We start from the raw sequence: 21,040 nt of genomic DNA, 5'->3' as shown, positions 1-21,040 counted from the left end.
GTAGTGAGCACGCTGTACGCAACAAGGCACCACAATGACAAAACGACCTGACAGGATGCCCGCATGATCGACTTCACCTTGAACGGGCGCGCGTGCCGACTGCCCTCACCCGCACCGGGAACGAGCGTACTCGAAGTGCTGCGCACCTCACTTGGGCAAGACGGCACCAAGGAAGGCTGTGCCTCCGGCGACTGCGGTGCCTGCACCATTGCCTTGCAGGGGCCGGGCCACAATGTGAGCACCGCCAATGCCTGCCTCATGCCCGCCCACCAGCTGGCCGGCTGCGACTTGATCACCGTCGAGGGTCTGGCGGATGCCAGCCAGACACCAACTCTCTCGGCGGTGCAGCAGGCATTGGTCAGCACCCATGCCAGTCAATGTGGCTTCTGCACCCCGGGCATCGCCATGAGCCTTGCGGTGCTGCATGCCTGCCATCAGCGCCAGATCGATCAAGGCGAAGTGATTGATGCCAGACAGCGCGATACCATGATCGACCATGCACTGGGCGGCAACCTGTGTCGTTGCACTGGCTATCGGCCGATCCGCGAGGCCGCTCACCGTCTACTGCAAGGCGAATTCGGGCCAGCCAGCCTGCTGGACGCTCGCGTGAGCACAGGGGAGGCACAGCACGACACCGCCCCTGATGATGAGAGAGACGCCGGCCGCTTCTATCGGCCGGTCACCTTGCAGGCCCTGCTGGCGCTGCGCGCCGAGCGCCCGGATGCCGCGCTGATCGCCGGCGGCACGGACCTGATGCTGGAGCACACCCAGCGCCTGCGCGACTTCCCGGCCTTGATCGACACCACCCAGGTCGCGGCGCTCGGCAAGATAGAGGAAGGCGAGCACGCCGGTCAGGCAGGCTGGTGGATCGGGGCCGCGGTCAGCTATCACCAGCTGATGCCGCTGCTGCGGGAACATTACCCGGATGGCGCGGAGCTGCTCACGCGGCTGGGCAGTGAACAGATCCGTCATCGTGGCACCCTGGGTGGCAATATCGGCAATGCCTCGCCCATCGGGGACATGCCGCCGCTGCTGATCGCGCTGGACGCCTATATCCAGCTGATGAGCCAGGACAATGAGCGCATTCTGAAGCTCGAGGACTACTTCCTCGACTACAAGCGCACCCAGCTGATGCCGGACGAGATCATCCACTCCGTCTTCCTGCCGCGTCCGCTGCACAACCAGCGACTGGCGGTGCACAAGCTTTCCAAACGGCGTGACGATGACATCTCCACCCTGCTCGGTGTCTTCGCCTGGCGACGTGATGCCAGCGGGCGCGCGCAGCACTGGCGGGTGGCCTTCGGCGGCATGGCCGGGGTTCCGGCCCGCGCCCCGCACCTGGAGGCACTGCTGACGCTGCAAGCACTGGAATCTCTTACTCCCGCCAGGCTGACGGGACAGACTCGCCAACAGATCGAGCAGGCGGTGCAGGCCGATTTCTCACCGCTCAGTGACGTGCGCGGCTCACGCGAGTATCGCCTGCTGGCGGCCAGCCATCTGATTCCCCGCGTGGCCCAGCGCATCCTGAATGAGCGTCAGACCACGACTTCCCTCACGTCACTGGAGAGCCTCGATGCGTACCTTGCACAGTCTTGAGTCCGACGCCAGCGCCGCGCCGACCGCCCCCGTCCTCCAGTCGCGTCAGCATGAAAGCGCCCAGCGCCATGTCAGCGGTTCGGCGCGTTATGTGGATGACCTGCCACTGCCCGCGGGCACGCTGCATCTGGCCATCGGCATGAGCGAGGTCGCGCACGCCACCCTGGAGGCGCTGAATCTCGAGGCGGTGCGCCGTGCCCCCGGCGTGGTCTGCGTGCTCAGCGCCGCCGACATCCCCGGCCACAGCGATGTGGGGCCGGTCTTCCCCGGCGACCCGCTGCTGGTCAGTGACATCATCAGCCATCATGGTCAGGCACTCTTCGTGGTCGCCGCCGACAGCGAGCGCGCGGCACGTCAGGCGGCGCGACTAGCCAAGGTCGCAACGTCCCCCCTGCCGGTGTGCTTGGACCCGCGCGAGGCGGCCAGCCGCGGTGATCTGGTGCGCCCGACCCACACCCAGGCGCGGCTCGCCAATGGCCGCGCCGGCGATCTCGACAGCATCAGCGCCAGGCTCGCCAGATCCGCCTGGCAATTGAGCGGTGAGCTGGAAAGCGGCGGTCAGGAACACTTCTATCTGGAAAGTCAGGCCGCACTGGCCTTGCCGGGTGAGGATGACGAGATGCTGGTGCACAGCTCCACCCAGCACCCCAGCGAAGTCCAGAAGTTGATTGCCGAGGTGCTCGGAGTGCCCTTCCACGCCATCACGGTGGAGACCCGCCGCATGGGGGGCGGCTTCGGCGGCAAGGAAACACAGGCCGCGCCGGTGGCCTGTCTGGCCGCGATGGTCGCCCGCCGCACGGGCCGCGCGGCACGCCTGCGTCTGCCACGTGGCGATGACATGCGCCTGACCGGCAAGCGCCATCCTTTCCACCATCGCTATGAATTCGGCGTCGATGACAGCGGGCGCATCGAGTCCGCCATCATCGAGCTGACCGGCGACTGCGGCCACTCGCCGGACCTGTCGGATGCCATCGTCGATCGCGCCATGTTCCATGCCGACAACGCCTACTATCTGGGCAATGCCCACGTGCGCGGCATTCGCGCACGCACCAATGTGGCGTCCAATACCGCCTTCCGCGGTTTTGGCGGCCCTCAGGGCATGTTGGCGGTGGAGGCCGCGATGGAGGATATCGCCCGGCGTCTGGGGCGTGACCCGCTGGAGATCCGCAAGCGCAATCTCTACTGCGAGGGCCGTGAGACCACGCATTATGGCCAACACGTCAATCAGCACCCGCTGCTGGCGACCCTGATCGATCAGCTCGAGGACAGCGGCCGCTACTGGGAGCGCCGCGCCGAGATACGCGCCTTCAATGCCGCCAACCCGGTGGTCAGGAAGGGGCTGGCACTGACACCGGTCAAGTTCGGCATATCCTTTACCGCCAAGCACCTCAATCAGGCAGGTGCCCTGGTACATGTCTACACCGATGGCAGCGTGCAGGTGAATCACGGCGGCACCGAGATGGGCCAGGGCCTGCACACCAAGATCACCCAGGTCGCGGCCCGTGAACTGGGGCTGAGCGTGGACAAGGTACGCATCACCGCCACCCGTACCGACAAGGTGCCCAACACCTCGCCGACGGCGGCAAGCTCCGGCGCTGACCTCAATGGCATGGCGACGCGTGATGCCTGCCTGCGCCTCAAGATGCGTCTGCTCGACTTCGCCGCCGAGCATCTCGCTCAGCCACGCGTCAGCCTGAGCCTTACGGATGGCGAGCTGCATGGCCCGAACGGTGTGCTGATGACCTGGGGCGAGCTGATCCAGGCGGCGTATCTGGAACGCATCTCACTGTCCGAGAAGGGCTTCTATGCCACCCCGGATATCCATTACGATCGCGCCAGCGGCACCGGCCACCCCTTCTACTACTACGCCTTCGGCGCAGCGCTGTGCGAAGTGGTCGTCGATACGCTGAGTGGGGAGTACCGCCTGGAAAGCGCCGAGATCCTGCATGATGTCGGAGATTCGCTCAATCCGGCCATCGACATCGGCCAGATCGAGGGCGGCTTCGTGCAGGGCATGGGCTGGCTGACGACGGAGGAGCTCAAGTGGAACGAGGATGGTCGGCTGCTCACCGATGGCCCGGCGACCTACAAGATTCCGGCGATCAGTGACGTGCCAGCCGGTGCGCTCAAGGTGCGCCTGCTGGAAGGCCACCCCAACTCGGCCGCCAGCATCTATCGCTCCAAGGCGGTCGGCGAGCCACCCTTCATGCTCGCCATCAGCGTGTGGGCGGCACTGCGCGATGCACTGGCCTCGCTGACCGACTACCGCCGCGCGGTACGCCTGGACACCCCGGCTACGCCGGAACGTGTGATGCTGGCGGCGCGCGAACAGCGTGACTGGCAGGAGCAGCACGACACTCCCGGCGCAGAGTCAACGCAGGTGACGTCATGAGTGCCGGCAAGAATGTCGACAAGAGTGCCGTCCGCTGGTATCAGGCGCTCGCCGAGGCCCAGGCAGCATTGACGGCGCATGCACTGGCCACCGTGGTGACGGTGGCGGGCTCTGCCCCGCGTGGGGCCGGCAGCAAGATGCTGATCACCCCCGATACACTCCATGACAGCCTCGGCGGCGGTCGGCTGGAACAGCTGGTGGTGGAGCGCGCCCGCGAGAAGCTGGCCCGGGGGCAGTCAGGCTGCCTGCTCGAGGAGATCGCGCTCGGCCAGCATGCCCAGCAATGCTGCGGCGGCCATGTGCAGGTGCTGATCGAGCTGTACCCGGCGCTTGCGCCACGCCTCGCCCTGTTCGGCGCCGGCCATGTCGGGCAGGCGATCGTCACGCTACTGGCACCGCTGGGCTGGCAGATCGACTGGCGGGACTCACGCGCCGAGCAGCTCACGAGTGCCACGACTCCGGCAGGCTGTGAGGGCCGTGTAGCGCGTCAGACGTTCAATGTCCTCACGGAACTGCCGACCGGGAAAGCTGCGCCAGGCAGTGAGGCGGTGCCCGTGATGGCGGGCAGCCATGTGCTGGTATTGACCCATGACCATGTCGAGGACCAGGTGTTGATTGCCGCGCTCGCAGCGCGTGATGACCTGGCCTCGCTGGGGTTGATCGGTTCCAGCAGCAAGTGGGCGCGCTTTCGCCAGCGCCTGCGTGGCGATCTCGAGGAGCATCAGGTCGCCCGCGTTCGCTGCCCGATCGGCGTGCCCGGCATCCCCGGCAAACGCCCTGAGGAAATAGCGATTGGTGTCGTCGCCGAGCTACTGCAGATCGAGGCACGGCGCAGTGACGAAGCGGCCTTGAACTCGGCCGACAAGGCCGCCAGACATGGCACGTCTCTCCAAAAAAGCACGTCAGCCCAAGGCACGTCACTGGACAGCCATGGGCTGACGCGTCAGGGTGCCCGCCAGCTGCGCGCCCAGTTCGCCCCTGACGCGATGCATCAGACAGAAACGACACAGAAGGCCGAATGATGACTGACCAAGACACGTCGCACACTGCGGCCTGCCACCTGGATGAGCACCGCCTGACGGCAGCCCTGCGCGCGGCCGCCAGGGACGCTTCCTGCGTCAGCCTGCTGCGCGGAGCACTGCTGCATTTCGTCGCTGACCCTGAAGACGCCATGCTGAGTGAGGCGGCCTCGAGCGATGGCAGCGATAAGCAAGATAGCAATCAAGGAGACAGAGACACACGAGCCTCTGACATGACGGCGACCCTGGCACGCGCCGTCGAATACTACGCCGATGCGCTGCTGGTGATGCATGCAGGCCATGTGGTCGCCGTGGGGGATCATCACTCGCTTGCCCGACATGAGGCCGTGGGCGAGCTGATGCGCCTATCTCCGCCGCGCAACGTCGAGGGCCTGATGATGCCGGGCTTCATCGATACCCATGTGCACTTCCCGCAGCTGGATATCATCGCAAGCTACGGCCACTGCCTGATCGACTGGCTGAACACCTACACCTTCCCCGCCGAGCAGCGCTTCGCCGACCCCGCACATGCCGCCGAGGTCGCCGATGCCTTCCTCGATGCGCTGTTGTGTCATGGTTCGACCAGTGCCCAGGTGTTCGCCACCTCACATGCCACCAGTGCCGATGCCCTGTTCAGGGCCGCTCGCGCTCGCGACATGCGCATACACGCCGGGCGCGTGATGATGGACCGCAACGCCCCGCCCGAATTGCTGGACTCCGGAGTCGCCGCGCTCAAGGACGATGAGCGCCTGATCGCCGACTGGCACGGGCGTGACCGCCTTGGCTATGTGCTGACGCCGCGCTTCGCGCCGACCTCCACGCCCGAGCAGCTGAAGGCTGCCGGCCAACTGCTCAAGAGCCAACCGGACCTGCACCTGCAGACCCATCTGGCCGAGAATCTCGATGAGGTGAAGTGGGTCGCCGAGCTATTCCCCGACGCTCGGGATTATCTGGCGGTCTATGAGGATGTCGGCCTGAGCCATGAGCGCACCACCTTCGCCCACGGCATCCACCTGGACGATGGCATGCGCCAACGCATCGCGGATCAGGGCGCCAGTATCGCCTTCTGCCCGACCTCCAACCTGTTTCTCGGCAGCGGACTCTTCGATCGCGCCAGTGCCCGCGCCATGGGCATGAACATCAGCATCGCCACCGATGTCGGCGGTGGCTCCAGCCTGTGTCAGCTGGAGAGCCTCAAGGCCGCCTATCAGGTCGGCCAGCTTCACGGCGCGGTCGCCCATGATGTGACGGGGCTTGAGTCACGCACCAATCAACCGCTGACACCCTGGCAGGGCTTCTATCAACTGACGCTGGGCAATGCGCGCGCCATGCGTCTGCAAGACAAGGTCGGCAACCTGCGTCCGGGCATGGAAGCCGATGTCATCGTGCTCGACCCCGCCGCCACGCCCTTGCTGGCACGGCGCACTCGCTGGGGTCAGTCCAGCCAGGTATCGCTGCAGGAGGTGCTGTTCGCATTGATGATGCTGGGCGACGACCGCGTGATACGCGAAGTCCATGTGGCGGGCCAATGCCGCAAGCTGCACGGCCTGATGCTGAGTGCTTCTTCTGATACGCCATCCAGAGAGCCTGCCGCAGCATTAATGCCATGAAAGCATCACAGCGATGACAAGCAATTGACATATGGCACCAATTCTCGGGATTGGTGCCATTTTTTCATCTTAAAGATGCGCGCAATGCGGATACTCAACGCTGAATCCACTCGCTATGATGGCGACATCTTCTTCCAAAAGGTCATGGACGCTCAGCGACTGGCCTGCCACTACGAGGACCATCATCATGACTCCCACCGCCATCATGCAACGTCGTTATTCCACCAAGGCCTTCGATCCGGCACGCAAGATCAGCGCCGCCGACTGGCAGGAACTGGAAAACGTGATGCGCCTGAGCGCCTCCAGCGTCAATTCCCAGCCGTGGCACTTCCTGGTGCTGGAATCCGACGATGCCAAGCAGCGCTTCGCGCGCGCCGGTACCGATGACAAGTACGCCTTCAACTCGCCGAAGATCACCAATGCGTCTCACGTCGTGCTGTTCTGCACTCGCTCCACCCTGGACGACGACTACCTGAACCACCTGCTGGACACCGAAGCCTCTGATGGCCGCTTCAAGAAGGATGACGAATTCAGCGCGATGATGGATGGCGCGCGTCGTCTGTTCATCGACCTGCACCGTCATGACCTCAAGGACCTGCAGCACTGGATGGACAAGCAGGTCTACCTCAACTACGGCAGCCTGCTGTATGCGGCCTCCAGCCTGAACATCGATGCGGTGCCGCTGGAAGGCATCGACCCGGTGGCGCTGGATGCGGAGTTCGGTCTGCGCGAGAAAGGCTTCAACGCCCTGGTCGCCGTGAGCCTCGGTTACCGCGCCGCTGACGACTTCAATGCCGAGCTGCCCAAGTCCCGTCTGCCGGCAGACGAGATCTTCACTCGCCTGTAAGGCTCGCGCTCAAGAGCGGATTCTGAATATCTGTTCAGAAAGCTGTCCGCAAGACATCGACGTGTCCGCCTTGCGGGCCAACGACGGGCACGGGGGGCAAGTCGCTGCCCGTGCCCGTCGCATTGCATCCCGATGACGGACATGCCACCTTTTCGAGGCAGGCCGGCGCAGTGCATTCCCGGCGGCGATGTCCGGCTTGCGTGCCTGATTCGTTTCGCCTAACCGTCACGTCCACTTCTTACGCCCACGACAGGATTCATGCCATGTCCATCAAGCTTATCGCGACACTGACCTTCCCCGCCGACCAGCAGGACAAGGCACGCGATGCTCTCGCCGAACTGGTCGAGAAGAGCCAGTCCGACAAGGGCTGCCTGCAGTACGAATTCTTCGCGATCGACAAGAACGTCGCGGAAGGTGAGCCGGTACCGGAAGGCGACTTCGTGGTACTGGAAGAATGGTGGGATGAAGAAGCCATCGAAGCCCACGTGGCCACCGAGCACTTCCAGGGCTTCCTGAGCACCTTCGGCGAAGGCGAGATCAGCCTCAATATCCAGCGCCTGCTGACGCCCTGATCCGCTGAGCGTACGTTCGCTCAGACAAGGCGCCGCGAGAGCGCAGACAGACCCCCGCCGGGCATCACACCCGGCGGGGGTCTTGCGTTTCTGGCACACGGGCCTGGCCGCGGGACACGCAACAAGTGACGGAAAAATCGACACGAGCACTGAACTTGGTTCATATCTTGCTTATAATTGGCTGCCCGCGCTGAACACTCCAGTGCCCGACACCATTTCCGTTATTGCACCGCGAGCAGAACAAGGAGCGTCACATGAGCCAATCCTCTTCCGATTCCAAGGGGATCGACGAACCACTGCTCGGCCTCGAAAGCTGCCCGTCGGTCCCCATCTCGGCACTCGCTGGCGCCCAGCATCTGCTGGCCAGTCTGGCCGGCATCATTGCACCGACATTGATCATCACCAGCGCGCTGGGCCTCGGTGCCTACACCGCCAGCCTGCTGTCGATGGCACTGATGGTCTCCGGGGTCGCCACCTGGATCCAGTCCCAGCGTATCGGCCCGTTCGGCTCGGGGCTGTTGAGCATCCAGGGCACCAGTTTCAGCTTCGTGTCCGCACTGATCACCGCCGGGTTGATCGCTCGATCGCAGAATGCCAGTGACGAGCAGGTACTGGCGGTGCTGTTCGGCACCTGCCTGGCGGGCAGCCTGATCGAGATGGCGCTGGGCACGGTGCTGCCATGGCTCAAGCGGGTCATCACGCCCGTGGTCACCGGCGTGGTGGTGATGCTGATCGGCCTGAGCCTGATCCAGGTCGGCATGACGGACATCGGCGGCGGCTTCGGCGCCGAGGACTTCGGTGCGCCCGCCAATCTGGCGCTGGCCGGTTGTGTGCTGATCACGGTGCTGGCCTGTCAGGTCTCGCGTCATCCGTGGCTGAGAATCGCCTCCATCTTCATCGGCATGGCCGTCGGCTGCATCATCGCCGCCATCGGTGGCCTATATGATGCACCGCAGCTGGCCGATGCCGCCCTGCTGGCCCTGCCGCATCCGGCGACCCTGAATACCGGCTTCGATTTCTCGCTGGCCGCCTTCCTGCCGGTGGCCTTCATCTTCATGATCACCGCCATCGAGACGGTCGGTGACCTCACCGGCAGCGCACGCGCCTCGGGTCTGGCCGTGGATGATGAGCTGCACCAGAAGCGTCTGCGCGGCGGCGTGCTGGGCGATGGCCTGAATTCCGCACTCGGCGCGCTGGCCGGCACCTTCCCCAACACCACCTTCAGCCAGAACACCGGCGTGATCCAGCTGACCGGCATCGCCAGCCGCCATGTGGGCCGCTACGTGGCCGGCTTCCTGTTGCTGCTGGGGCTGTCGCCCTTCATCGCCACCCTGCTGACCCAGATGCCGCGTCCGGTGCTCGGTGCCACCACCACGCTGATGTTCGCGCTGATCGCGGTGTCAGGCATTCGCATCCTGATGGCGCAACCCATCGGGCGTCGCGAGATGATGATCATTGCGCTGGCCCTGGGGCTGGGGCTTGGTGTCGGCATGGTGCCGGATGTCCTGAACGCCATTCCGGGCGCCTTCGCCGATGCGCTGCGCTCGCCGATCACCATGGGCGGCCTGACCGCCATCATCGCCGAGCTGCTGCTGCCGAAGATGGAAGACGCCGAGGTGTTCAATCCCAGAGCGAGTGAGCGTGAATCCACCGACAGCATCAGCGCGGACCAGGAACACGCCTGACCCGCAGGCTCAGCGATGAGACGTGAAAGAACCGGCGCATCATCGGCCGGTTTTTTCATGTCGGTCTGGAAAGTTCGCACTTCGGGTGCCGGTCATCCAATCTCCACATTGGCAAGACAGGCTCGCACAGCGGTGACTCTTGCCATCGGTTACATCGTCACCTTCCTCATATCAGCACTTTCACACTCAACACCCTTACACTCAGCCCCCTGGCAGTCACTCCCCTTTCCAGCAGCATTTCAGATCGGGACGCGACATTGCGCCCCAAAGCCATTGCGCCCCAAAGCCAGACACAAGGAACGTATCGCTCATGAAGAACACTCGACTCATCTCATCAAATGCGCCGTGCTTGAACGCATCCCCCGACTCGCTCATGGCGCTGAAGGCCCTGCTGGGGGCTGCACTGCTCAGTACGCTGAGTGCCTGTGCCAGCCAGGCGGGCCATGAATGGCAGGCCGACACCACCTATCAACTGACGGTGCTGCATACCAACGATCACCACGGTCGCTTCTGGCAAAGCAGTGATGGCGAATACGGCATGTCGGCGCGCAAGACGCTGGTCGACCGTGTCCGCGCCGAGGTGGAATCCGCAGGCGGCAGCGTGCTGCTGCTGTCGGGTGGCGACATCAACACCGGCGTGCCGGAATCCGACCTCCAGCAGGCTGAGCCCGACTTCAAGGGCATGAATCGCATCGGCTACGACGCCATGGCGGTGGGCAACCATGAATTCGACAACCCGCTGGAGGTGCTGCTCAAGCAGCGCGACTGGGCCGATTTCCCGATGCTGGCCGCCAACATCTACGACAAGACCACCGGCAAGCGGCTATTCGCGCCCTGGAAGATCTTCGATGAGCAGGGTGTCCGTATCGCGGTGATCGGTCTGACCACCGAAGACACCGTTCGCATCGGCAATCCCGAATATTTCAGCAAACTCGACTTCCGCGATCCCAAGGAAGAAGCCCGCAAGGCCATCGAGCAGCTCAACGAGCAGGAGCAGCCGGACCTGATCTTCGCAGTCACCCACATGGGCCACTATCAGAACGCCGAACATGGCATCAATGCGCCGGGCGATGTCTCGCTGGCACGTTACCTGCCCTATGGCGAACTGGACATGATCGTCGGTGGCCACTCCCAGGAGCCGGTCTGCATGGAGGGCATCAACCGGATGGCGGGCTTTGCGCCCGGCGATGATTGCCAGCCGGACCGCCAGAACGGCACCTACATCGTGCAGGCGCATGAATGGGGCAAGTACGTAGGACGCGCCGATTACGAGTTCCGCAATGGCGAGCTGACCATGCGCAACTATCAGCTGATTCCGGTGAATCTCAAGAAGACCGTCGAAGTGAACGGCGAGCGCATGAAGGTGCTGGTCGCAGAGGAAATTGCCGAGGACAGCGAACTGCGCGAATTCCTGCGCCCCTATCAGGAAAAGGGCCAGGCGCAGCTCAACGTCACGGTCGCGCAGAGCAACGGCAAGCTCGAAGGTGATCGCGATGTGGTGCGCTTTGCCCAGACCAACCTGGGCCGCCTGATCGCCACCGCCACCATGCAGGCCGGCAAGGCCGACTTCGGCGTGATGAACGCAGGTGGCGTGCGCGCCTCCCTGCCCGCGGGCGAGATCACTTACAAGGATGTACTGACTGTACTGCCCTTCGGCAACACCGTGGGGGTCGTCAGCATGTCAGGCAGCGAGGTGCTCGACTACCTCAATGCCGTGGCGACCCTGCCGGTGGACTCCGGCGCCTATGCCCAGTTCGCCGGCATCAGCCTGCGCGTAAATCGAGCAGAAAGCAGCGTGTCCGACGTGATGATCCAGGGCCAGCCTCTGGACAGAAGCGCGCAATATCGCTTCAGCGTTCCGAGCTTCAATGCCGCCGGCGGGGATGGCTATCCCAAGGTCTCTGACCAGCCAGGTTACCTGGATACCGGCTTCGTCGATGCCGATGTGCTCAAGGCCTATCTTGCCGAGCAGAGCCCGATCGACGTCGAGGTATACGCGCCCCAGGGCGAGATCGTCTATCAGTGACGCTTGAGGCTGCTGTCATACAGCATGCACATGACAACGGGGTGCCTTGGCGCCCCGTTGTCGTTTTCAGAGCGGGAATATTCTCGCCAGAGGCGGAAGTCGGACTATACAAGTGCGGGTCGCACAGGTTTGATAAGACAGGTGCACCACTACAACAAAGACCATCGAGACCCTGGCCCATGAACCTCAACCGCACCGACAGTGAACTGCTCAACCTGCTGATCAAGGACGGTCGCATGTCCTATGCCGATATCGCCCGCAAGCTCGGCATTTCACGTGCCCATGCCCGCAGTCGCGTCCAGGCGCTGGTCGAGAGCGGCGTGATCGAACAGTTCACCGCCGTCATCAACCCCGACAAGCTCGGCAAGGGCATCTCCACCTTCGTGGACCTGACCGTCGCTCCCAGCGCCATCGAACGTATCGCCGAGGAGCTCTCCGCCTGCGTCGAGGTGGTCAGCCTCTACATCATGAGCGACCTGAAAAGCCTGCACATCCACACCCTCACCGACAGCTACGAGGCCTTCGATGCCTTCGTGCGCGCGCATATCTTCAATCGCGACGAGATCCTCTCCGTCGACTGCAAGTCGCTGATGACTCGCGTAAAGCACCGGCGTGGCGGTGCGCGGCTATAACGTCTCTGTTTCTGCCTCCGCCTCTATCTCTGACGCCGCAGCCCCGGCCGGCGCCAGGGCTGACATCTCAATCGTCATCTCCAGTATCACCTCAAGCGTCACTGCAATCTTCCCAACCCGCGCAGCAGCCGTAGCGCGATCCACAGAAAGCCCAGCGGGAACAGCACCGTCTGGGTGATGAACAGCATGGTGAGGTCGATCACCTTATCGGTCATAGCATCAAAGCCCTGGGTGACACTGGTGATCGGCCCGCCGACCCAGCCTTCCATGCTGCCCTTGAACTGCTGCCACCAACTGCGCTCCTCGTGCGCGCCGCCTACCTGCTTGTCGGCGACTTCCGCCAGCTGCTGCTGCGTCACGCTCAGCTGCGCCATCTGGGTATCGCGGCTGTCATCGAGAAAGGCCTGACCTGCGGCGCCGCTGGCCAGCGCGACACTCAGCACCGCGAAGCGCAGTGCGATGCCCCACAGAGCCAAGCGCAGTATGGCTACCTGCCACCAGCGCTGACTGGGATGCACGCCATCGACCGATTGGCGACTGCCCGTGAGCAGCCCGAGTGCCGCCAGCAGGCAGGTACCGCTGGCGAATACCTTGATGATCACGGAACCGGAGATGCCCAGCAGCAGCTTCTGCAGCGCCAGCGAGCCAGTCGCCGCGAACATCACCCACGAGAAGCGCTCGATCATGTCATTGGCGGGGTCCAGCGCTTCCCCGGGCGAGACCTGAAAGACCTGCAGGTCGATGGTCGAGGACTGCAGCACCGAGATGGTCGCGTTCAGGCCCTTGGCGATGGCGAAGGCACTGAACGCCTGGCCCAGAGTGGCGTCGAGGAAGTCCAGCGCCCACTGCTGCGGCATTTCCCACCAGGCAAGCACCGCCATCACCACGAGGATGGCGACCAGCGGGATGCGCGGCACCTGTGCCCCTCCGGGTGCCCCAGGCGTGGCGGGCAAGCGAGGCCCGGCAGACTTCATCACGAAGGCGGATGAGGCGGCAGGTGAAGACACCGAGCGGGCGGCGGGCTCTTCAGGCTCATGAGGTGACATTCAAAGCTCCATCAGGACAAAGCCGCATGATGCCACCGCCCCGATAGACTGTCGTCTTTGGTGCCTCGCATGAAGGCTCGATGTGGGCGAACCGGCTCTTATTGGCCTGCTCAGGTTGACCGACGCTGATTGACCGACTCCGAGCACCCCTATCCAGATGCACCATGATCGATCGCACGCACCATCAGGTCGCGAGCATGACAATTGATCATGTCCACCCCACATTCGTGAGCCAGATGTCACCCTCTAGGTCGCTATCGGTGAACAAATGCCGCGACAAGCGCCATCTTCCGACATATGTCAGGCCCTGCCCCCTGCCAATCAGCGCTGACACGGCCTCACCTGGGCAACGCCAGGGGCGCACCCACGCTCCATCAGCGGAAAACAGCACCGAAAACCACCATCCAGTCGATTGAAAATAAAGGACAAATATCCCTACGCGCAAAATGGCACATGCCTTGCAACGTCATCCGTGTAGCCCACTGACAAATGGCAGCCTTCTGGCTGACAAATGACAGGCATCGCTACTCAAGAACATGCAGAAACACCTACACAACAAGATCGCCGGCCGCGATGTCGGCATGCCGTACAGGCGCCCCTTGAGACAGAGAACTCTTTCACAAAGAGCATTCAGAGCCGTCTGTCGCAAGGACATTACTGGTCATCCGTCCGCAGGAGATCCTCCCATGACATTCGATCGTCGCAAGTTCCTGGGTGCCGCACTGGCAACCTCAACCGCTGGACTCGTGATGGGTGCGCCCGCCATCGTGCGCGCGGAATCCAACAAGACCTATCAATGGAAGATGACTAATGCCTACGGCCCGGGCTCGCCCTTCTATGTCGAGGGCCCGGGCAGCCCGACCGATTTCTGCCGCAAGGTGGAGGCCATGTCGGGCGGGCGCATGAAGATCCAGCACTTCGCGGCTGGTGAGTTGATTCCGGCCCTGGAGGGCTTCAATGCCGTCGCCAGTGGCGTGGTGGAGATGAACGCCGGCAATGCCTACTTCTGGGCTGGCAAGATTCCCGCCGCCCAGTACTTCACTACCGTGCCCTTCGGCATGAATACCCAGGGCATGAATGCCTGGCTGTATCACGGTGGCGGGCTGGAGCTGTGGCATGAACTCTACGCCCCCAAGGGGCTGATCGCCTTCCCGATGGGCAATACCGGCGTGCAGATGACCGGCTGGTTCCGCAAGCCGATCAATACGGTCGAGGACTTGAAGGGTCTGAAGATGCGCATCCCGGGGCTGGCCGGCAAGGTCTACGCCGAACTGGGCGTAGCCGTGCGTCTGTTGCCCGGCGGAGAGATCTTCCCGGCGCTGGAGCGCGGTGTCATCGACGCCGCCGAGTTCGTCGGCCCCTATCAGGATCGTCGTCTGGGGCTGCAGAAGGCCGCCAAATACTACTACACCACCGGCTGGCACGAGCCGACCAACGTTACCGAGCTGATGATCAACAAGGCGGCCTGGGAGGGCCTGCCCGAAGACCTGCAGGCCATCGTCAAGGCTGCCGCCCAGGCGTGCAACGTCGAGAGCCAGGCCTGGTGCGAGTCGGTGAATGCCGAGGCGCTCAATGATCTGGTCGACAACGAAGGCGTCACCGCCCAGCCGCTGCCGGACGAGGTGGTAGCGCGCCTGAAGGAAGTCACCGAGAAGACGCTGACCGACATGGCGGCGGCCGATCCGGACACCGCGCGCGTCCACGAGTCCTTCATGGCCTTCCGTGACCAGCACAAGGAATGGGCCGCCGTCAGTGAGAAGACCTTCCTGGCGCTCTGACGGCTGACATCGAACTTCCCTCTCCGTCGCGCCTACTGCAGCTCACGCCCCAGTGCCTGAGCGAGTCATCGCTGGTGTCATCCCTGCTTCCCTGTCCAACGCCACGACCTGTCCCGTCGTGGCGTTCACGAGGCCATGTCATGCTGTACATCATCCATTTTCTCGAGGGCATCATCGAGCGACTGGGCGTCATCGCCCGTTACTCGCTGCTGGCGCTCGTATTGCTGGTCGCCGGTAACGTGCTGCTGCGTTACTTCTTCAGCATCAGCCCCGTGCCACTCCAGGAATTCGAGTGGCACCTGATTTCTCCCATCGCGCTGCTGGGCATCTCCTACGCCCTCAAGCATCGCGCCGACGTTCGCGTCGATGTCTTCTACGACCGTTTCTCCCTCAAGGGCCGCGCGCTGGTGGATCTGATCGGTGCGCTGATGACCATCGCCATCGGCGCCGCCATCGCCTGGCTGGGCCTGAGCTACACCGAGCAGTCCTGGCAGCTGATGGAAGGCTCGCCCGACCCCGGCGGCCTGCCCTATCGCTATCTGCTCAAGGCCTTCATTCCCCTCGGGTTCTCCGCGCTTGCGCTGCAGGGCGTGGCAGATTGCCTGCGCGCGCTGCTGGTGCTGTCCGGCAAGTCCGTCGACGGTGACCTGGAATGCGAGGTGACGCCATGAGTCCGAACGAGTGGATCGCGCTGGCCATGATCGGCGGTTTTCTGGTCCTGATGCTGATCGGCATTCCGGTCGCGATTTCCCTGGCCGTAGCCGGTTTCGTCGCAGGGCTGGCGGGTTTTGGCCCGCTGCTGTTCAGCCTGATGCCGGCACGTCTGTATGGCGTGGTCACCAACTACACCCTGCTGGCGATTCCCTTGTTCGTCTTCATGGGGGTCATGCTCGAGAAATCACGGGTCGCCGAGGACATGCTCGAGACCATCGGGCGGGCCATGGGTGGCGTCAATGGCGGCATGGGCATCGCGATCATCCTGGTCGGCGTGCTGATGGGCGCCTCTACCGGCATCGTCGGCGCGACCGTGGTCACCGTCGGCATGCTGACGCTGCCGACCCTGTTGCGGCGTGGTTACCACCCCGGCGTGGCCTCGGCCACCATCTGTGCCTCCGGCACCCTGGGGCAGATCATCCCACCGAGTCTGGTGCTGATCCTGCTGTCGGAAATTCTCGGCGAATCCGTCGGCACCCTGTTTGCCGCCGCCTTCGTACCGGGGCTGGCCATCGCCGTCATCTATATCGTCTATCTGCTGGTACTGGGCTGGTGGAAGCCGGCTCTCGTCCCGGCCATCCCGGAAGAGGAGCGCGCCGCTGCCGGTGGCATGAAGGAATTGCTGCGTGACCTGGCGCGTAGCGTGATTCCGCCGCTGATGCTGGTGTTTGCGGTACTCGGCTCGATTCTGGGCGGCGTGGCCGCTCCCACCGAAGCGGCCTCGATGGGCGCGTTGGGCAGCATGCTGATCGCGCTGCTGGCGCGGCGTCTCAACTTCGCCATGCTCAAGGCCTGTCTGCACTCGACCCTGACCATCACCGCCATGGTCTATTTCATTCTGCTGTGCGCGCAGCCCTTCTCACTGGCCTTCCGCGGCCTTGGCGGCGAGAACATGGTGCATGATCTGTTCAACCTGCTGCCGGGTGGCGAGCTGGGCGCGCTGATCTTCCTGATGGTGATACTGTTCGTGCTCGGCTTTTTCCTCGAGTGGATCGAGATCAGCTATATCGCGCTGCCGATGTTCCTGCCGGTCTTCATCGGCTATGGCACCGACATGGTGTGGCTGGGCGTGCTGGTGGCGATGAATCTGCAGATGTCCTTCCTGACGCCGCCCTTTGGCTGGGCGTTGTTCTTCCTCAAGGGCGTCGCCCCGCCAGAGGTCACCACCCGCCATCTGTATCTCGGTGTACTGCCCTTCGTGGGCCTGCAGGCTATGGCAGTCGTGCTGCTGTTCTGCTTCCCGGGGCTTGCCACCTGGCTGCCGGAAGCGATCGGTTGGTAAGCCGGCCAGCCATGTACCGGCGCGGCTCGAGACACTTGACGGGTAATTCAGCGCAAAGGCCATTGGAAAGGTAATTCAGCAACGCGTAATGTCTTGTGGCCTGCCCATCGGCTCGCCTCCCTGGAGACAGTACACCCGCCAGCGCTTCAGGCAGTGCTTCAGGGGACAAGCATCGACTGCCGATGGCGTTCATCGGCAACCTTCATCAGCAATGAACTACCCCGCGCCATACGGGGACGACAAGGAAACACCATGGAACTGTTCTCAGCCTATCCACTGCACTGGATTCTCGGCCTGATCGCCGCACTGATCGTCACCGGCATGATTGCCGGCGTGATGGCCGGCCTGCTGGGGGTCGGCGGCGGCATCGTCATCGTGCCCGTGCTCTTTCACCTCTTCAGCCTGCTGGGCGTCGATGAAGCGGTGCGCATGCACCAGGCCGTCGGCACTTCACTGGCGACCATCATTCCCACCTCGATCATGTCGGCCAGGGCGCATTACGCCAAGGGCAATCTTGACCCGGCGATTCTCAAGCGCCTGCTGCCGGGCGTGATCATCGGCGTCATCATCGGCGGCCTGCTGTCCAACCTGTTCAGCGGTGCGGTACTGATGGGGCTGTTTGCCACCGTGGCCTTCCTGGTCGCACTCAACATGTTCCGCCGTCAGTCCACCGTGCTGGGCAGTGGGCTGCCGGGTCCGCTGGGCAGCAGCGCACTGGGTACCTTCATCGGGAGCGTCTCGACGCTGATGGGCATCGGCGGCGGCACCCTGAGCGTACCGACCCTGAGCACCCTGGGCACCCCGATGCACCTGGCCGTCGGCACGGGCGCGGCGCTGGGTCTGGTCATCAGCCTGCCGGGCACTGCCAGCTTCCTGCTCAATGGCATCGGCGAACCTAACCTGCTGCCGGGCTCCATCGGCTACGTCAACCTGCTCGGCTTCGCCGCCATCGTGCCGGCCACCATGCTGTGCGCCCCGATCGGCGCGAAGCTGGCCCACGCAATGGACGCCGCCAAGCTCAAGAAAGTCTTCGCCATCTTCCTGATGTTCACGGCACTGCGCATGTTCTACGACCTGTTCACCGGTAGCTGAAACGTACTGGACGCTCAATAACAACAACGGAATCCCCAGGAGCAAGACGCCATGATTCATACCCGACGTGGTTTCGGCGGTGCCTGCGCCGCGCCTCACCATCTGGCGGCGCAAGCAGGCCGCGATATTCTGCGCGATGGCGGCAATGCCATCGAGGCAATGGTCGCGATGGCGGCAACCATTGCGGTGGTCTACCCCCACATGAACGGCATCGGCGGTGATGGCTTCTGGCTGATCAAGCGTCCGGGGCTGGCGCCGCTGGCGATCGATGCCTGTGGCCCGGCGGCAGGGCTTGCCAGCCGGGAGTTCTATGCCGCCCAAGGCTACGGTGTCGCTGATGATGAGGCTGCCGCCCCCCTGATGAATGGCGACAGCATCCCCTCGCGGGGGCCACTGTCCGCCTTGACGGTGGCCGGTACCATCGGCGGCTGGCAGGAGGCGCTGGCCTTCTCTGCCGAGACCTCGGCGGATGGACGCTCGCCCGTGGCGCTCGCGACACTGCTGGGTCATGCCATTCGGCATGCCAATGATGGCGTGGCTGTCAGCGCCAGCCAGAAGGCACTCAGCGAAAAACACCTGGCTGTGCTCTCGCAGCAGCCCGGCTTCGCTGAGCGCTATCTGGGCCAGAGCGAGTCAGGTGAGCCGATCGCGCTGGAAGAAGGCGCACGCCTGCGTCAGCCGGCGCTGGCCGCGACGCTCTCACGTCTGGCAGATGCCGGACTCGATGACTTCTATCGTGGTGAACTTGCCACGCGCATGGCACAGGAGCTGGAAGCCGGAGGCAGCCCGCTGCGCCTGGCAGACCTCAACGGCTATCGCGCCCAGCGCGTCACGCCGCTCAAGGTTCGCCTGCGTGACAGTGAGGTATACAACCTGCCAGCGCCTACCCAGGGCCTCGCGACGCTGATGATTCTGGGGCTCTACGATGAATTGAGCGCCAGGCATGGCATCAGCGAGGCGGATGGCAATACACCGCGTCATCTGCATGCGCTGATCGAAGCCACCAAGCGTTCCTTCCTGGTGCGTGACAGTCTGATCACCTCGCCGGAATGCCTCGAAGGTGGCCTGGCGGGCAGTGTCGCGACTCAGCAGAGGCATCTCGCCGCGGAGGCTCTGGCAGAACAGGCAGCCAGGGTCGACATGCAGGTCGCACTTGGCTGGCCCTACGAGCCCGCCGAGGGCGACACCATCTGGATGGGCGCCACGGATAGTGACGGCACCACCGTCAGCTTCATCCAGAGCGTCTATTGGGAATTCGGCAGTGGCATGGTGCTGCCCAGCAGTGGCGTGATGTGGCAGAACCGTGGGCTGGCGTTCGATCTGGAGCCGGACAGACTGCGCAGCCTGGCGCCGGGCCGCAAGCCCTTCCATACCCTCAATCCGTCACTGGCCTGCTTCGATGATGGCCGTGTGATGGCCTTCGGCACCATGGGCGGTGAAGGCCAGCCGCAGACCCAGGCGGCAGTCTTCACGCGCATCGCGCGCCACGGCATGTCACTCCAGGACGCCATCAGTGCGCCCCGCTGGTTGCTCGGCCGCACCTGGGGCGATGTCAGCACCAGCCTCAAGCTCGAATCACGCCTCGCGGGTGAGATGGCTCAGACACTCGCGGCCATGGGCCATGAGGTGGAAGTCCTCGATGAAGCCTTCAGCGACACCCTGGGGCACGCCGGCGCCGTGATGCGCCACCCGGACGGACAGGTCGAGGCAGCCCACGACCCACGCAGTGATGGTAGCGCGGCGCTGACGTGAAGGCACTGTCTGATTAAATTTGCGAGAACCGTGAGGAATACGCAAAAAGGGACTGCTCAGGCAGTCCCTTTTTGCTGCATCCCCCATGTGTCGAGGCGTGAAACGCTATCACACCTTCAAGGCGCGTTGCGCTGCGAGGGGCTGCACGTGAAAGCACCGGGGCGCTTCTCACCGTCTTCGCACTCGTGATAACGCCTGGCGGCATTCGCCCACCAGGCAAGTTGTTCGAAGGCCCGCCCGAGATAAACATCCCATTCCCGGGCATCCTGATTGCTGGCGTAGCCGCCACCCTCGTTGAGCACTTCCTGGGCCCTGGGTACGTGGATCATCGCCGAGACCGGCAGACAGCCCAGCTCCGACAAGAAGGTGCGCATGTTGACCGCTGCGCGTACCCCACCCCACTGCCCTGCGGAATAGGTCGCGATGACCGAGGGCTTGTAGGAGTAAAGCGAGCTGCCGAAGTGATTCAGCAGATTGGCCAACGCCGGACTCATGGAATGGTTGTACTCGGGGCTGACCATCACGTAACCATCCGCCGCTTCGATTTGCTGGGCGAGATTGAGCAAGTCCGGGGGGGCATTGCGTTGCGCATAGGAGAACAGTGGCTTGAAAGGGTCTGCCAGAGCGTAATCCAGTGGATCGATCAACACCGCTTCATGGCCGCTTTCCTCGAGCAGTGCGACGCAACACCTGGCGACCCTCTCCCCAAGGCGTGCAGGTGCGGGAGGTGTCCTGGTCCGCACCGACCCCAGAAAGACGAGTATCTTCAGTGCCATTGCTATCTCCTTGTGGTGAGCCCCATGAGGTGAATTCCTGTGCTCGATATTCGCTCTTTCATTGCATCATTTCCCGAACCCAGAACACCAGAACACCAGAACACCAGGGTGCAGAACACAGAATCAATTTTCGTGATGCACCTGACACAGATCATGAGTATGCATTCTCAGCCGTGCATGCCCTGCCATGAATTCCTGCCATGAATTTCTGGGCTGGTTGC

Annotated in this window: 16 protein-coding genes; 14 read left to right on the top strand and 2 right to left on the bottom strand. The window is 63.5% G+C overall.

The window, feature by feature from the left end:
* Positions 1 to 63: 63 nt before the first annotated feature.
* The 9 genes from QQF40_RS11310 (at position 64) to QQF40_RS11270 (ending at position 12,379) form a co-directional block, all read left to right on the top strand.
* Positions 64 to 1,596, top strand: a complete 1,533-nt coding sequence (locus QQF40_RS11310; protein WP_285461387.1) for a xanthine dehydrogenase small subunit — start codon at positions 64 to 66, stop codon at positions 1,594 to 1,596.
* Positions 1,574 to 3,988, top strand: coding sequence for a xanthine dehydrogenase molybdopterin binding subunit (gene xdhB, locus QQF40_RS11305; protein ID WP_285461386.1), 2,415 nt, complete (start codon positions 1,574 to 1,576; stop codon positions 3,986 to 3,988). The genes QQF40_RS11310 and xdhB overlap by 23 nt, the downstream gene beginning before the upstream one ends.
* Positions 3,985 to 5,010: a xanthine dehydrogenase accessory protein XdhC gene (xdhC, locus tag QQF40_RS11300; protein ID WP_285461385.1), complete on the top strand. Its 1,026-nt coding sequence runs from the start codon at positions 3,985 to 3,987 to the stop codon at positions 5,008 to 5,010. Before xdhB ends, xdhC begins: the two co-directional genes overlap by 4 nt.
* A gap of 230 nt (positions 5,011 to 5,240) precedes the next feature.
* Entirely contained in the window at positions 5,241 to 6,617 is a 1,377-nt protein-coding gene (gene guaD / locus QQF40_RS11295) for a guanine deaminase (protein ID WP_285461384.1), read from the top strand.
* Between the two features lie 187 nt (positions 6,618 to 6,804).
* Positions 6,805 to 7,464 carry an oxygen-insensitive NAD(P)H nitroreductase gene (gene nfsB / locus QQF40_RS11290; protein ID WP_043333519.1) on the top strand — a complete coding sequence of 220 codons (660 nt, stop codon included), beginning with the start codon at positions 6,805 to 6,807 and terminating at the stop codon, positions 7,462 to 7,464.
* Between the two features lie 263 nt (positions 7,465 to 7,727).
* Positions 7,728 to 8,036, top strand: coding sequence for a putative quinol monooxygenase (locus QQF40_RS11285; RefSeq protein WP_175088716.1), 309 nt, complete (start codon positions 7,728 to 7,730; stop codon positions 8,034 to 8,036).
* 254 nt (positions 8,037 to 8,290) lie between these two features.
* Positions 8,291 to 9,721 (top strand): uracil-xanthine permease family protein, encoded by a 1,431-nt coding sequence (locus QQF40_RS11280; protein WP_285461383.1) that lies wholly within the window; start codon positions 8,291 to 8,293, stop codon positions 9,719 to 9,721.
* A 373-nt stretch (positions 9,722 to 10,094) separates the two neighbouring features.
* Positions 10,095 to 11,747 (top strand): bifunctional UDP-sugar hydrolase/5'-nucleotidase UshA, encoded by a 1,653-nt coding sequence (ushA, locus tag QQF40_RS11275; RefSeq protein ID WP_285461382.1) that lies wholly within the window; start codon positions 10,095 to 10,097, stop codon positions 11,745 to 11,747.
* Positions 11,748 to 11,926: 179 nt separating this feature from the next.
* Complete coding sequence (locus QQF40_RS11270) at positions 11,927 to 12,379, top strand: Lrp/AsnC family transcriptional regulator (RefSeq protein WP_043332694.1); 453 nt, start codon at positions 11,927 to 11,929, stop codon at positions 12,377 to 12,379.
* Between the two features lie 98 nt (positions 12,380 to 12,477).
* Here the strand turns inward: QQF40_RS11270 and QQF40_RS11265 are convergent, their stop codons facing one another.
* Positions 12,478 to 13,425: a hypothetical protein gene (locus QQF40_RS11265; RefSeq protein WP_285461381.1), complete on the bottom strand. Its 948-nt coding sequence runs from the start codon at positions 13,423 to 13,425 to the stop codon at positions 12,478 to 12,480.
* 686 nt (positions 13,426 to 14,111) lie between these two features.
* Here QQF40_RS11265 and QQF40_RS11260 point away from each other — a divergent pair.
* The 5 genes from QQF40_RS11260 (at position 14,112) to QQF40_RS11240 (ending at position 20,043) form a co-directional block, all read left to right on the top strand.
* Complete coding sequence (locus tag QQF40_RS11260; RefSeq protein ID WP_175088712.1) at positions 14,112 to 15,203, top strand: TRAP transporter substrate-binding protein; 1,092 nt, start codon at positions 14,112 to 14,114, stop codon at positions 15,201 to 15,203.
* A gap of 140 nt (positions 15,204 to 15,343) precedes the next feature.
* Positions 15,344 to 15,874, top strand: a complete 531-nt coding sequence (locus QQF40_RS11255) for a TRAP transporter small permease subunit (RefSeq protein ID WP_175088711.1) — start codon at positions 15,344 to 15,346, stop codon at positions 15,872 to 15,874.
* Positions 15,871 to 17,199 carry a TRAP transporter large permease gene (locus QQF40_RS11250; RefSeq protein WP_285461380.1) on the top strand — a complete coding sequence of 443 codons (1,329 nt, stop codon included), beginning with the start codon at positions 15,871 to 15,873 and terminating at the stop codon, positions 17,197 to 17,199. Before QQF40_RS11255 ends, QQF40_RS11250 begins: the two co-directional genes overlap by 4 nt.
* A 252-nt stretch (positions 17,200 to 17,451) precedes the next feature.
* Complete coding sequence (locus tag QQF40_RS11245; protein ID WP_175088709.1) at positions 17,452 to 18,291, top strand: sulfite exporter TauE/SafE family protein; 840 nt, start codon at positions 17,452 to 17,454, stop codon at positions 18,289 to 18,291.
* A 51-nt stretch (positions 18,292 to 18,342) separates the two neighbouring features.
* Positions 18,343 to 20,043, top strand: a complete 1,701-nt coding sequence (locus tag QQF40_RS11240; protein WP_285461379.1) for a gamma-glutamyltransferase family protein — start codon at positions 18,343 to 18,345, stop codon at positions 20,041 to 20,043.
* Between the two features lie 116 nt (positions 20,044 to 20,159).
* Here QQF40_RS11240 and QQF40_RS11235 read toward each other — a convergent pair whose 3' ends face one another.
* Positions 20,160 to 20,819, bottom strand: a complete 660-nt coding sequence (locus tag QQF40_RS11235; protein WP_285461378.1) for an NADPH-dependent FMN reductase — start codon at positions 20,817 to 20,819, stop codon at positions 20,160 to 20,162.
* Positions 20,820 to 21,040 lie beyond the last annotated feature (221 nt).

The sequence above is a fragment of the Cobetia sp. LC6 genome, assembly GCF_030264805.1.
GTDB lineage: Bacteria > Pseudomonadota > Gammaproteobacteria > Pseudomonadales > Halomonadaceae > Cobetia.
The sequence above is the reverse complement of the archived record's forward strand: the minus strand, read 5'-3'. Positions and strand labels throughout refer to the sequence as shown.